A 13,695-nucleotide genomic window follows, 5' to 3' on the forward strand; every position below is an offset into this window, starting at 1 on the left:
TTACGGCATCAAGCGACGGGGCACGCTCGCGGATTCGAGCGCTGCTAACAGGATATTGGCCCGATTCAGCAACGTGGCGCGATATTCAGGTGGCGTCGCGACATCATCTGGGCGTGCCATGACGTTCTCGACGCCGCGCCGGAGCATATTCGCCGCGGCGCAACGTTGCGTAACGCTCAGTTGCGCCAACATCGCCTTGACGAACTGCATCTGAGCCAGCAGCTCGGCACCGAGGCGCGACACCGCGTCGCCACTCGAGCGTATCTGATCCAATGCTGCATTCGGCAGAATGTCTGCAAAACTCGTTGCCAGTGCTTTCATCAAAATGTCTCCCACTCGTGGACCGTCGAGTTTTTCGCTTCGCAGTCGCAACGATTCGCTCCCCGTCAGATTTCTTCGAACCTGCTTTCAACTTTGCCGATACAACCGATAAGCTGTGGCCGGAACTACGCTGCGTGCTTTTCGGCAATCTGTTTGGCACTGCGACAGTTTCAGTATCCGCAAACTTGAACGCCGACACAGCTTCCTTCACGTGCGTGCCTCGCCTGGTCTTCGAGCGAATGCGCCGCGGATGCCTGCTCGACCAGAGCCGCATTCTGTTGTGTAACGTCGTCCATCTGGCGGACCGCCTGATTTAACCGATCAGTTCCTTGATCTCTTTCGCTGCGGCAGCAGAGCGTTGGGCAAGGCGACGCACCTCACTCGCAACGACGGCAAAGCGTCGACCCTCCTCGCCATCACGGGCCGTTTCCACCGCTACGTTCAGCGCGACGTTATTGGTCTGGAACGCGATACCGTCGATTACTCCAGTGATTTCCGAAATCCTGATCGAACGATCAATTTCAACTTGATGCAAGGCTCCGAGCGCTAGTTCCGGCTCAAGAACAACACGCCGACGAAACTGCAATCGACAATCACCACGTACCGCACCAACTAATCCGGCGAACCTACGGCGAGCAGCGGCGCAGTTTGCCCGCTGATCAGCAGCGCGTTGTCCGCTGCGAATCCCATCACGAACGAGGAAGCATCAGGGCAAATTTCCCTCGGTTCCTCCGACACGAACAGACACTTGAGTCCTGCCGCGACCACCGGCATGGCGAGTTCCGTGGACGCGATGTGCAGCCCTGGCCGCCGAACGCCCACAAAAAGCGTGATGACGCCCGTTAGGCGCTCGACCCAGTCTGCGGGACGAAAGACTTGTGGGTGTCGTGTGAGCCCCTTGATCAAATAGCCGGGAATCTGGCCATGCGTTGCGAGATGGATGCGGTCCATGTGTGCGCTGCGTGGGCGAACTCAATGCCGAGCCTCTACAGAGCAGTAACCGTGCCAGCGCGCCGGCGTCTCGAACTAACCGCAGTCCATTGATTTGTTTGTTATTTTGCGCAACGCCGCCCTCCGCAAGCCCATGCCATTCCGAAAATTCAGAATCGACACGAGCAACAGGCTGAAATTTCGGCCTACCGCAAGCGATCGCCCCCATCCCTGCTACATGACCGTTAAGCGCATGGGAAGAGTCGTACTTGGAATTTTGTCTGGAACGAAACCGATCGTTCGCGGAAGTTGGATCACTGCAATGTGGGGCGCGAGCCATCAAGATTGGCTTGCCAGGCCGCGCCGCCGGTTTTGGCCTGTTAAGGACTTCCCTTCGTGATTTTCAATCGATCCCTACACGACTAGCCCTGAACCAAACCTCGCCGTTTTCCGTTAACCCGCCTGAATGGACTATTAGCGGAGATGCCCGCTACCCGGCATCGCAAACGTTTGTAATTGCGTCAATTTTCGCCAGCCCATCCATTCCAGCCACGGCGTCATCAACGGAACAAAAACGATATGGAAAAATGCAAGCCAACTGATCTCACTGCAGGCCTTTCACGCCGCACCTTTCTCCACGGTCTCGGCGCGCTCGTGCTGAGCGCATGCGGCGGCGGGGGCGGCAGCGCCGGGGAAGCAGCCGTGAGCGGCGCCGCGGCTTCGTCGACGGCAACGATCAAGGCGGCCAGCCTCGTGCTCCCGCAGGCTGCAACCGGCAAAGGCGGCGTGACGACGAGCGACGCGTTCGTCCACCCGGGTCTGCTGCACACGCTGGCCGACTTCGATCGCATGGCGCAGAAAGTCGCCGCGCAGGCGCAGCCCTGGTACGCCGGCTTCCAGGCACTAACCGCCAACGGCCACACGCGCCTCACCTGGAGTCCAAGGCCGGCCGCTACAGTCAACCGCGGTGGTTCGGGACCGCAAAACTATCCGCAGCTCTATGGCGACATCGCTGCCGCCTACGCTTGCGCGCTCTACTGGAAGGTCACCGGCGACACGGCATACGCCGACAAGGCCGTGTCGATCATGAACGCATGGTCCTCGACGCTGCAAAACCTCGCCGGGGACACCAACGTCGACCTCGCCGCAGGCATCTACGGCTACGAGTTCGCGATCGTCGGCGAGATCATGCGCAGCTACCCGGGCTTGACTGCCGGCAATCTCTCGGCGTTCCAGTCGATGATGACCAACTGCTTCTACCCCATCAACATCGACTTCCTGAACCGCCACAACAACACCGACTACACGCATTACTGGGCCAACTGGGATCTCTGCAGCATGGCCTCGATTATGGCGATCGGCGTGCTGACCGACGACCACGCGATGTTCGACGAGGCGGTCAATTATTACCTGAGCGGGCTCGGCAACGGCGCGATCGCGCAGGCGGTCTACTACCTGCACCCAGGCTACCTCGGACAGTGGCAGGAGAGCGGGCGCGACCAGGGTCACAACAACCTCGGCATCGGGCTCTGCGGCGTCATCTGCGAGATGGCCTGGAACCAGGGCATCGATCTCTACGGCCACGACAACAACCGATTCCTGGCCGGCGCCGAGTACGTGGCGAAGGCCAACCTCAAGCAATCCGACGGGACCTTCCTCACGGTGCCGTACGAGCGCTACGCGAACGTCGACGTGGTACAGCCGGGCTTTTCAACGGCCGCGCAAGGCGACACCCGTCCCATCTGGGCGCTCATCTACAACCACTACGTCAATCGCAAGGGGCTGGCCGCGCCGTGGTCCGAGAAGTTCGCGCTCGCGATCGAACCCGAGGGCGGCGGCGGCTCGTACGGCACGTCGAGCGGCGGCTACGATCAGCTCGGCTACGGCACGCTCGCATTTACGCGCGATCCGGTGACGCCGGCCGCCGCGCCGAGCGGCGTGACGGCCTGGCCGGCGGCAGGCGAGATGGTGCTGTCCTGGTGGGGCGTGGCGCATGGCACGAGCTACAACGTCAAGCGCTCGGCGAGCTCGGGCGGCCCGTACACAATGGTCGCGAGCGGCATCACCGATCCGCTCACCTATACCGACAGCCCAACCTCGGGTACGTGGTACTACGTCGTCAGTGCGGTAACGGCGTCGGGCGAGGGCGCCAACTCGAGCGAGGTCGTCGCGGTGACGGCCGTCCAGCCGCACACCTTCCTGACCTTCGACGAAGCCAGCGGCACGAGCGCCGCAGACGCGACCGGCAACGGCCATACGGGAACACTCGTCGGCGGCGCGTCACGCACGGCCGGCAAGTCGGGCAATGCGGTACTGCTGGATGGCTCGACCGGCTATGTCAGCTTGCCGAACGACATCGTCGAAGACATCTCGGATTTCACGGTCGCTGCCTGGGTGTACCGGAATTCGAGTGCAACGAAGCAATCGGAGCGTATCTTCGACTTCGGGTCCGGCACGGGTCGCTATATGTTTCTCAGCCCCAATAGCGGAGGCACGATACGATTCGCGATTACGCTCAACGGCTATCACAACGAGCGCAATCTCAAAGGCACCGCACCGCTGCCGAGCAGCCAATGGACTCACGTGGCGATTACCCTCTCGGGGACAACGCTCACGCTCTACGTCAACGGCAGCCAGGCTGGTCAGACGAATGACGTCGCATTCACGCCGTGGCGCCTCGGTCCGACCGCACAGAACTGGATCGGGCGCTCGCAATTCCAAGCCGATCCCTACTTCAACGGCGCAATCGACGAATTCCGGATCTATCGCGGTGCCTTGCCGGCAGATCAGATAGCGGCGCTGGCGCAAGGCTGACCGTCGTCGGCGGCGTCACGTTCCGGACAACATCGTCTCGGCCCGCGCCCATAGGGCGCGGCGGCCGTGATTCGTTCCAAAGCCGCCGTTGAATAGGGTGCCGGTGTACCCGCAGTGCGTGCACGTCCCCACTGGCCGGTATCTGACGCCAAGCCGTACACGTGCGGTCCAGAATTCGGACTGCTTCATGCTGTCGATCCTGGTTAGCAAGGATCCCGCACATCTGAATGGACAATCACGGCGACGGCGACCGCTTCGGTCAGCCGAACGCGGGCGCGTTGTCGCCCTTCTCTCACAAGGCGAGGTTCCATTCAGGTTTCGACACATCCAGATCCACAAGGCGATGATTGATCACGTAGGACGTAATTTCGGCGTTGTTGCGCAACTTCATTTTTTTGAGCAGTCGCGTGCGGTAGGCGCTCACCGTTTTCACCGACAGAGACAGCACGCTTGCAATCTCTGTCAGGCGCATGCCCGACGCGAGCATGCACATGGTCTGGTATTCCCGGTCCGAAAGCGATTCATGCGCCCGCTGCTCGCTATCGCCCAGTACGTGATCAGCGAGCGCTTCGGCCATCGATGGACTGACATATCTGCGACCTGCAGCGACTTGCCGGATAGCAGCGAAAAGCTGCCCTGCCTCGGCTGTTTTCGACAGATAGCCGGCGGCACCCGATTTCAACGCACGTACAGCGTACTGGTCGTCGGAATGCATCGAGAACATCAGGACAGGAATGTTCGGCGCCTTGCGTTTCAAGCGTCCCAGTACCTCGATACCATTCATGTCCGGTAGTGAGATATCGAGCAGGATCACGGTGTAAGGTCGTTTCAGGACCACCGCGAGTGCTTCCGCTCCGGTCGTTGCTTCGGTGACCTCGGTGGCACAACCGCAACTGATGAGCAATTGTGCGAGGCTCTGGCGCACGACCGGATGGTCGTCGACAAGCAGGACGTGCATGCTCATCGCGGATAGCCTGCCGCGCCCACAGAAAGTGCGCCATCATTCGCGGGATGGGAGATTACCTTGTGCTGGTTATGCTGCCCTCGGCAGTATAGGTCGCACAACGCGCAACGTAGCATGACGGTCTTTGGCATATCAGCGACATGAGGCCTTCATTATCGGTACGCCGGAGCGCGGTGGCGTCGCCCTTTGTGATGATCGCGCTCACGATCATACGAGTTGGTTCGCGACACATGGCCGCCCAGCGCCGTACCGGCACCACCGCCGATGGCGGCGCCCACGATACTGCCCGTGCGACCGCCCATTGCATTGCCGGCTGCAGCGCCCGCTCCCCCCCCAAGTGCGCCGCCTACAATGGCGCCCGTCCGCTCGCGACGGCTTGAGGTTACTGCGCCAGCGGCACCACCGCCGACCGCTCCCCCTATTACCGCTCCCGTGTTTCCACCGAGAGCACTCCCTACCGCCGCGCCAGCCGCCCCACCTAATGCACCACCCAACGCGTTCTTCACGTCATCAGCCATTGCCAGTCGGGGCGTCGACAAACTGATTGCCATTGCCGCGAGAATGGGGAGATAGTAATTGCTTTTCACCTGAGGTTTACCTTGCTGTTTCAAGAGAAATATGTGAGGCCGTGAACGCGCGCGCGAACACATAGACCTCGTTCGTTTCAATCCGGGTTCGCACCTTCGCAATGAAAAGTGTGCAAAGTTGCAATGGCAGACCATGGCGATGGGGCGATACGGTAACGATTCGCAACTGAGCTTTGACCGATACGTGCTCCTACGCTTTTCGTTCGATCCGGCTATTTGTCGCACACGTTAAGCGCCGCCCTACGGCAATGAATATTTGTCTCGCCATGTCTGGCGCGGCCCATGTGAAAAAGCCGCGTCACGCGGACGTGACGCGGAAACTCCACCGCTTCCGGGAATACGTTCGGTGGAGAGAGAGACGAAGATGAAGCACAACAAGGAAATCGCTCAATTTCCCGAAATCCAGGTCGTATTTGCATTGGATCGCAATATACCTTGCGAGTCGCAGTCGGTCCTAGCCCGATATCTGTCGGAAATTCCTGAAAATTTTATCGGCACAATTCCCATGTTCGGCCAACCAGGTGTTGATGGGGCAAGGCCTGGCCAGCTGAGCTGGCAGCTACGCGCATCGATGCGTTTGAGTCAACTAGCAGGCGTGCATGTTCGTCGGAGAGCACGTCCTCCATGTCGAGTGCGACCCGATGCGCTTATCACGGAAGGTCAGGCCCACGTTGCGCGCCGCCAACCCCGCTGTACCCGGTTGGCCGGGACACGCAGCGACCGATTGCCCGAAGAACGTCGGTGGATGATCCGGTATCGTCGTTCCGGACCAGGCGATCAAGCCATGGCGGCCGTCGCAGGGCAAGGTCAGCCGGCCGTTGCGCTCGGGTTGAGATACCTGGGCAGTGTTGTCATGTGAGGTTTCGGTAGCGGCCTGCTATACAGGAATCCCTGCGCGAATTCACATCCGTTGTCTGCGAGAAATACCGCCTGTTCAGCTGTCTCGACACCCTCCGCCACCACTTGCTGCCCGAGGCATCGCGCAATGGACAGAATGGCCTTGACGAGTTCCGCGTCGCGCTGGTCCGCAGTCATCTTCTGAACGAACGACCTGTCGATCTTGAGCACGTCAATAGGAAATCTGGTCAGATAGCTGAGCGCCGAATAGCCCGTGCCGAAATCGTCGATAGCGATTGAAAGCCCCATGGATTTGAACGCCGACAGCGTATTCATGATCGTCTCGCCCTCCTCCAGCAGCACGCTTTCCGTGATTTCCAGCTCCAGCCATTCAGGGCGGCAGCCGGTTTCTTCGAGGATGCGAGTCACCATCTGGACCAGATCATCACACTGAAACTGTCTGGCCGACAGGTTGACCGCGACCTTGTGGCGCTCTGCGCACCTGGCGTTCCACTCGGCGGCTGCACGACAGGCCTCGCGAAGTACCCACATGCCCAACTCGTTGATCAGGCCGGTCTCCTCCGCAATCGGAATGAATTTGTTCGGCGGGACAAGGCCGCCGGGACGTCGCCATCTGAGCAGGGCCTCCGAGCCTATCACCTCGTGAGCACGGAACGACACTTTCGGCTGGTAGTGCAATTCGAGTTCGCCGCGCTTGACGGCGTAGCGAAGCTCCGACTCGAGCGCCAGGCGCGTGGCAGCATCGACCGTCAGCTCCTGCGAGTAGAAGCGGAAGCCTCGACGGCCGGAACGCTTGGCCAGGTACATCGCCGAATCCGCGTATTTCATCAAGTCGTCAGGTTCGACACTGTCGACCGGATACAGCGCAATTCCGATGCTGCACGAAACAAACACCTCTCTCTCGCTCAGAACAAAGTGCCGGTCGAACCCGTCAATGATCTTTCGGGCGATGTCCTCCAGAACGCTACGGTCGCGACAGCCTGGCAGCAAGACCGTGAATTCATCGCCCCCGAGACGACTCACCGTATCGTCGGAGCGAACCATTGCGCGCAAGCGTGCGGCCGCCTGGCGCAGCAATTCGTCGCCTATGGCATGGCCCATCGTATCGTTGACACCCTTGAAACGGTCAATGTCAATCATCATCACGCCATGCAGTCTGTCCGGCGCGGACTCGGCGCCCGCGATCGTCTGCTGCAACCGCTCGTTGAACAGGACCCGGTTGGGCAGGGAAGTGAGCGGATCGTAGTAAACCATCCGATGCAGTTGCCGATCCATTTGTCCCAGCGCATCCAGCAATCGGCCGGTTTCGTCTCGTGTTGAGCCGGCGACGTCGTTGCCCAGTCTTCCGTCAGCAATACGGTTAGCCACGCGAAGCGCCTTATGCAAAGCCGCTGTCATGGTGCCCACGACGTACAGCCCGACCGCAAGAACGGTGAGCGAAATGGCTGCGGCAGTCCCAATGGCAAGCCATCGCACCCGCGTAACCACGGCCAGGTTGTCCTGCGCTTTTCGCTCGGCCGTGTCCTGCACGTTTCGCTTCAGGTCTTGCAGGATGGCGAAAACGCGATCGGCATTGGCCCTGACCTGGAACCGGTTGATCTCCGCCGCGCCGCGAATGTCGTCGGCCTCGATCCTTGCCATCTGATGCATCATGCCGGCTCGCATGCGCGAATAGGCGTCCTTCAGGCTGGAGATCGACGCCAGCTGCTCCGGGCCGGCATTCGCGGCAAGATTGCTCAACGCTTTATCGATCGCAGCCAAGTGGTCTTCGTTTTCCTGCTCCCATGACTCAATCGACCGGGGATCGCCAATGGCAATCATGCGAAGGATATTGATGTCGGACCGCGTGAGCAGACCATCGATCTCGCCGATCGTCGACATACCGCCAAGGTCCTGCTCAAACATTGCAGTCGACTGTGTGGTGGACTGATCGAGCTTGACCAGCAGAAACGCAGTCAGACACCCCATCGCGAGCATGAACAGGGCGATGACGGAAAAGAGCTTGTAGCGAACAGTCAACACCACGTCTTACGCCGACCCGTAACCGGATTCGCTCTTCTTCGCTAGCGCAGCGAGCAGGACATTGGTCTGTTCGAGCAACGTTGTGTGATATATGCCGGGAACGGCGACGTCGTCCGTACATGCCATCGCGTCTTCGATTCCCTGGCGGAACAGCGGATCAATCTGTCTGCACTGTGCGGCCGTGAGCTGTGGCAGCACGGCGTCAACGAACTTGCACAGCACCACCGTGCGGGCACCGATGCGCGAAATCGCCTTGCCGTTTTCTTCGGCCAGGTTTGCCCATGCCTCGAGCTTCTTCGCAGCCATTGTTTCCATCAGAAGGTCCCCCACGTTTGCCCTGCCGCACCGTCAGAGGGCACCGTCGCATTACCCGCTGCACCAAGGGTCAATCGGACCGCGGCCTTCCCTTTGGTACGGGTTGCCGACACGCCCAGTGCCGATATACCTCGCCGATGCTGCGCAGTGGCCGCTTGCGACGTCGACAGGCCGGTATCGGCCAGCCTGAACACCGATACGGCACCGCTCAGACTTTGCGCCTGCTCCTGGAGCGACTGCGCCGCAGCGGCGGCCTGTTCGACGAGTGCTGCGTTCTGTTGTGTTACCTCGTCCATCTGCATGACCGCCTGGTTGACCTGCTCGATGCCCCGGCTCTGTTCTTCCGATGCAGCCGCGATTTCCCCGACGATGTCGGAGACCTGCTTGATCGCCTGCTTCACCTCGCCCATGGTGGCGCCCACTTCCGTCGCCTGCCTGGCGCCGTCCTCAATCATCGCCACCGATGAGCCGATCAGTTCCTTGATTTCCTTCGCCGCAGCGGCGGAGCGCTGCGCGAGGCCGCGCACCTCGCTCGCGACCACGGCAAAGCCCCGCCCCTGTTCACCGGCACGGGCCGCCTCTACCGCAGCGTTCAATGCCAGGATGTTGGTCTGGAACGCGATGCCCTCGATGGTGCCCGTGATTTCCGAGATCTTCGTCGAACTGCCGCTGATCCTTCCGATCGTTCCGACCATGCCCTGCACGGCCTCGTTGCCGGCGTCGGCCATGTCCGTGGCGCGTGTTGCCAGCGTATTGGCCTGTCGCGCGTTGTCGGCGTTCTGCTTCACCGTCTCGGTCAACTGCGTCATGCTCGATGCAGTCTCTTCGAGCGATGCCGCCTGTTCTTCAGTGCGCGACGACAGGTCCGTGTTGCCGCTCGCGATTTCCTGCGAAGCCACCGTCACGGACTCCGTTGTGCCACGAATACCCGACACAACGTCCGCCAGATTCTCATTCATGGCTTTCAGCGATTGGAGCAACTGACCGATTTCGTCCCGCCGGTTGGTCTCAACGCGTGAGGTCAGATCCCGCGCAGCAACTGTTTCCGAGATCCGGACGGCTTCGCCGATCGGCACGGTAATGCTGCGTGTCGCGAGCCAGGCGACGACTACCCCGGTCGCGATGCCGATACCGCTCAAGGCCAGCAGCCACGCAACGCTACGGGTGTAGGCATTGTGAGCCTTGGCTGCTGCGGCATTGCTCGCGTTGATTTCGTAATCCCGAAACTGCGTCATCAGCGCTACCCAGCGGTCCAGCGCCGGAACCGTCTCGCTCATCATGACTTCGGGCCCACGCGGGTCGTTGTGAAGTCCGAGCGTCGCCGCCTTCTCCACCAACGGCAGCGCGTCGTCGCGAACGACCTTCAGCTGCTTCAGGAAGTTGCGCTCTTCGTCGGTCTTGCCCGGGTCCTCACTGAAGACGTCGTTGAGCTTCTTCTCAAAGTCGTTATAGCGCGCAAGTCTCTGGTCGAAAGCCTGCTTCTCTGCCGTCATGCGCGGAACATCGTTGAGAATGATGAGGTTGCGCATGGCAATGGCCGCGCCCTGCGCACTGCCGAGCGCCTGCGAGATGAGATGGTTTTCGTTGCCACTGAAATCGATGGCACTGGTGATGGCGTTGTCGAGCGTGTTGAGGCGCGCTACCCCGATGAGCGCCACACCGGACAAAAGTACGAGCACCATGCCGAAGGCCAGGCCGAGCCGGGTGCCGATCTTCATGTTCGAGAAATACGTTTTCATGCCGAAAGCTTTTTCAATATCAATACATAGGGACATTGCCAGCACTGGAACCCAGTGGCATGACATGGTCCGACGAAGAAATGCCTGGTATGCCGACAAAGATGGGCCGACGTCAGAGCAAATCCAGGAAACTGCAGTCGTGTGGGCATCTCGGCTGAGGGAGACGCGTTAACCGGCAATCAGGTGCGCGCGGCCGGTGGGTAGTCCGAAATTCCTGGAATGCCTGGAGCATTGGCCCGGAGGCCACCGCAGGCAGGATGAAGAAGAGGGACCACGGACCGCCTCGAGCGTGCGCGACACGCCTGCGAGATCGTGTACAAATCGAGGAGAAGGGCTGACTTGAGGCCTGCGGTATACACGACACGGGTCGAATTCGAGTGTTGGCGGTTGCTCCGCTCAATAGGTGGAACTGGTCTCGGCTCGACAACCAAGGTCGTGGCCGCACGAGGCTTGCTTGCTTGCGTGCGCAAGATTTTTTCCACGTCTCGGCCTCTCGATCACGTGCTGTAAAAATCTTGTAAACGGCCGTATTCCAAAAAAACTGAAGTGCCAGCCATGTAGGCATTTCCTGAAATTTGGCTAAGGATTCGCGTGGTCGTGCAACAGCGTGTTACGAAGGACTACATCCCATACCCGGAATGCGCTCCGCACGCAGGAGAAAAAATCATGCCGGTCCGACATATTCAGGCACGCCATGGCGACACGTGATTACGCCGCTGTCGGCCCCGTAAGCCCAGGCGACAGATCGGCCATCGCTACACGGTTGCGACCTTCCTGCTTCGCGCGATAAAGCGCGCGGTCGGCCTGAAGTAAAAGGCCCTCCGGATCCTTCAGATCTCCGGGTGCGGCGACTGCCATGCCAATGCTTAGCGTGACATGCCTGAACGGCGAAAGCGCGTGCTCAATTGCGGCCTCTTCCATGGCGGCGCAGAGTGCCTGACCGATCGCGAGCGCGTCATCACCTTCGGAAATCTGTGCAAGGATCGCAAACTCTTCGCCGCCATAGCGCGCGACCACGTCGTGTTCGCGCCGGATGTTCTTCGCCAATATCCCGGCGACCCGGTGCAAACAGGCATCGCCGGCCGGATGCCCATACCGGTCGTTGTAGTGCTTGAACCAGTCGACGTCGATCATCGCGAGCATCAGCAGCCCGCCGGCTCGCTCGAGGCGCGCGAGACCGCTCGCTAGCGCCTGGTCAAAACGGCGCCGGTTGCCCACGCCCGTCATCTCGTCGGTCATGCTGACCTCGAGCAGCTTCCTGTTAAGCTGCTCGAGTTCGGACGTACGGGCCGACACTCTCTCTTCGAGCGCGTCCCGCGTGTCCCGGACGCGCGCAGCCATATTCGCAAAATCCCGCGATAGTGCGGCAATCTCGTCGTTCGACCGTGTCGGCAGCTCGTCGCCGTCGAAGTCGACGCCGCGATGACCGATCCGTTCCGTGGCACGCATCAGGCGCTTCAGCGGCTCCACCACCTGCTTCTGCAGGACCGAGCGCAGAATGAAGATCTCGACGAGCAGCGTGAGAACCCCTACCGCAACCACAATGCCGAGATTGGTGAGGATCGCTGACCTCAACAGCGACTTCGGGTAGTGGACGGCAAGTATCCACGGTGTCTCAGGAATGCGGCCGACAGCTACGATCTCGTTATCGCTTTCGACAAGCGCCACGGCGCCGCCTGCGAGCCGCCGGCTCGCATCGAGCAACGGCCGGTAACCGGCCAGCCTGAGCGACGTGATGGAAGCGTGTCCTTCACTGCGCGTAATGGCAGCGGAATAGTTGCCGTCGAAGATGAGCGTGCCGTCGGTGTCCCCAGCAAAGATCGTGCTGCGCGCACCCGGCAACACCGGCTTTGCCGTTCGTTTCATCAGTCCGTCGAGCAACAGGTCGACGCAGGCCATAATGCGGTGCCGGCCGGCAGCATCGGCCGCATCTGGCGTGGCAATCGTGGTCATCCAGGCGGCATTCGACGGGTCCCAGTAGATGCGCGTAAAAATCGCCTCGCTACGTGTTTCGGTGAACCCCCGCGAGTAGAACTCGTATGTCTCGAGTCGCAGCGCATCGGGCCCATCGTATCTGAAGACCTTTGCGATGTCCGCGGCCTGATAGATCGGAAAGCCTTTCTCCGGCACAACCCCATAGAAATTGAAAAGCCGTCCCTTCGTCGCGGAGCCATACTGGTAGGAAAGCAGAAACGAGAGCGCGAAACGCGCCTTTACATCGTCATCCGGCGGCACGTCGGGCGCATAAGTCGCGGACATGCCGGGAAAACGTCGGCCGTCGGGCAGCGGGCCGCCTTCGAAGAGACCTGGGCGCTGCGTATAGGAGCCGTCCGGATGTCGGTAGAAGAGCGTTTCGAAATCCCGCACCAGCGACCGCCTCGCTTCGGGTATCGAGTCGATCCGATGGAATTCGGAAAGGAAATTCCTTTCCAGATCCTTGACCTCCCGAAAGGGCAACGCCTCACGCTGCAAGGCCTGCTCTGCCGAAAGTGAAAGTTGGGTGCGTACAGCTTGCTCGAGCGAAGCATGATTGACGCGATACGACACCGCTCCCGCCAGGAAGCAAACAAGTGCGATGCGCATACCGGCCAGACGCAGCACACGGGACGCAAGGGAGCGATGACGTGTGCTACGCATGGCAGCGTTCCCGATCATGTCCTTGGCGCGCTGGCTGGAACGTCTTGGGATGCCGGGTCTCCGCACGCGGGAGCTCTGCCGCGTGCGAGTTGAAATATCCGGGTTGCGTGGTCATGCCGTGCTTCGGCGACCGCGTGCCGCTGCCCCGAACGTCCCCAGTAGCGTCGGCCGGCGAACGTCGGCTTTCCGAGCGCGCCACGCAGTCTGCGCAGCGCCGGTCCGACCGGACGCCTTGCGTGTCACACCGTTGCGAACCCATGGTCGTGTCTGTCTTGCGGTGCCATATCCCATGTCGTCCAAGCACGCTTCGCACGAAGCTTGTTTGCTTGCGCAAGAGTTTTTCCACCACCGGCCCGCCAAGCGTTTTCATTTGAGAGAATTTCGCGGCCACGCGGGCCATTGACTCCATACCCATGGCCATTGCAAACCGCAATCAAGGCTATTACGGCACACAAGGCGTGCGACTGGAGGGCGAAATTGTGTAAGGACTATCTGAAATTGGCGTAAG

9 protein-coding genes and 1 pseudogene are annotated in these 13,695 nt (G+C 60.6%); 1 reads left to right on the forward strand and 9 read right to left on the reverse strand.

Translation table 11 applies throughout. The features are described from left to right. The 3 genes and pseudogenes from ACTJKF_RS16060 to ACTJKF_RS16070 form a co-directional block, all read right to left on the reverse strand. Entirely contained in the window at window positions 1-321 is a 321-nt protein-coding gene (locus ACTJKF_RS16060) for a hypothetical protein (protein WP_440624498.1), read from the reverse strand. 170 nt (window positions 322-491) lie between these two features. Next, a pseudogene (locus tag ACTJKF_RS16065) lies at window positions 492-838 on the reverse strand (methyl-accepting chemotaxis protein); the annotation flags it as partial. Window positions 839-933: 95 nt separating this feature from the next. After that, on the reverse strand, window positions 934-1,272 hold the full coding sequence (locus ACTJKF_RS16070) for a DUF3579 domain-containing protein (protein WP_440624499.1): 339 nt from the start codon (window positions 1,270-1,272) through the stop codon (window positions 934-936). Window positions 1,273-1,830: 558 nt separating this feature from the next. Here ACTJKF_RS16070 and ACTJKF_RS16075 point away from each other — a divergent pair. Beyond that, window positions 1,831-4,065 carry a LamG-like jellyroll fold domain-containing protein gene (locus ACTJKF_RS16075; protein ID WP_440624500.1) on the forward strand — a complete coding sequence of 745 codons (2,235 nt, stop codon included), beginning with the start codon at window positions 1,831-1,833 and terminating at the stop codon, window positions 4,063-4,065. Window positions 4,066-4,357: 292 nt separating this feature from the next. Here the strand turns inward: ACTJKF_RS16075 and ACTJKF_RS16080 are convergent, their stop codons facing one another. The 6 genes from ACTJKF_RS16080 to ACTJKF_RS16105 form a co-directional block, all read right to left on the reverse strand. Then, entirely contained in the window at window positions 4,358-5,029 is a 672-nt protein-coding gene (locus ACTJKF_RS16080; RefSeq protein WP_440624501.1) for a response regulator, read from the reverse strand. Window positions 5,030-5,181: 152 nt separating this feature from the next. Next, complete coding sequence (locus tag ACTJKF_RS16085; protein WP_440624556.1) at window positions 5,182-5,580, reverse strand: hypothetical protein; 399 nt, start codon at window positions 5,578-5,580, stop codon at window positions 5,182-5,184. Between the two features lie 843 nt (window positions 5,581-6,423). Continuing rightward, complete coding sequence (locus ACTJKF_RS16090) at window positions 6,424-8,499, reverse strand: putative bifunctional diguanylate cyclase/phosphodiesterase (RefSeq protein ID WP_440624502.1); 2,076 nt, start codon at window positions 8,497-8,499, stop codon at window positions 6,424-6,426. A gap of 3 nt (window positions 8,500-8,502) precedes the next feature. After that, entirely contained in the window at window positions 8,503-8,802 is a 300-nt protein-coding gene (locus tag ACTJKF_RS16095) for a hypothetical protein (protein ID WP_440624503.1), read from the reverse strand. An 8-nt stretch (window positions 8,803-8,810) separates the two neighbouring features. Further along, window positions 8,811-10,550 (reverse strand): methyl-accepting chemotaxis protein, encoded by a 1,740-nt coding sequence (locus ACTJKF_RS16100; protein ID WP_440624504.1) that lies wholly within the window; start codon window positions 10,548-10,550, stop codon window positions 8,811-8,813. Window positions 10,551-11,258: 708 nt separating this feature from the next. Further along, window positions 11,259-13,187, reverse strand: coding sequence for a GGDEF domain-containing protein (locus tag ACTJKF_RS16105; protein ID WP_440624505.1), 1,929 nt, complete (start codon window positions 13,185-13,187; stop codon window positions 11,259-11,261). Window positions 13,188-13,695: the final 508 nt, after the last annotated feature.

This window comes from Burkholderia sp. 22313 (assembly GCF_052045245.1).
In the GTDB taxonomy this organism is placed as follows: domain Bacteria; phylum Pseudomonadota; class Gammaproteobacteria; order Burkholderiales; family Burkholderiaceae; genus Burkholderia.

Coding starts and splice junctions, on each gene's coding strand:
- ACTJKF_RS16080 (WP_440624501.1), bottom strand. CDS start 5,029: ATGAGCATGCACGTCCTGCTTGTCGACGACCATCCGGTCGTGCGCCAG.
- ACTJKF_RS16075 (WP_440624500.1), top strand. CDS start 1,831: ATGGAAAAATGCAAGCCAACTGATCTCACTGCAGGCCTTTCACGCCGC.
- ACTJKF_RS16070 (WP_440624499.1), bottom strand. CDS start 1,272: ATGGACCGCATCCATCTCGCAACGCATGGCCAGATTCCCGGCTATTTG.
- ACTJKF_RS16085 (WP_440624556.1), bottom strand. CDS start 5,580: ATGGCAATCAGTTTGTCGACGCCCCGACTGGCAATGGCTGATGACGTG.
- ACTJKF_RS16105 (WP_440624505.1), bottom strand. CDS start 13,187: ATGCGTAGCACACGTCATCGCTCCCTTGCGTCCCGTGTGCTGCGTCTG.
- ACTJKF_RS16095 (WP_440624503.1), bottom strand. CDS start 8,802: ATGGCTGCGAAGAAGCTCGAGGCATGGGCAAACCTGGCCGAAGAAAAC.
- ACTJKF_RS16100 (WP_440624504.1), bottom strand. CDS start 10,550: ATGAAAACGTATTTCTCGAACATGAAGATCGGCACCCGGCTCGGCCTG.
- ACTJKF_RS16060 (WP_440624498.1), bottom strand. CDS start 321: ATGAAAGCACTGGCAACGAGTTTTGCAGACATTCTGCCGAATGCAGCA.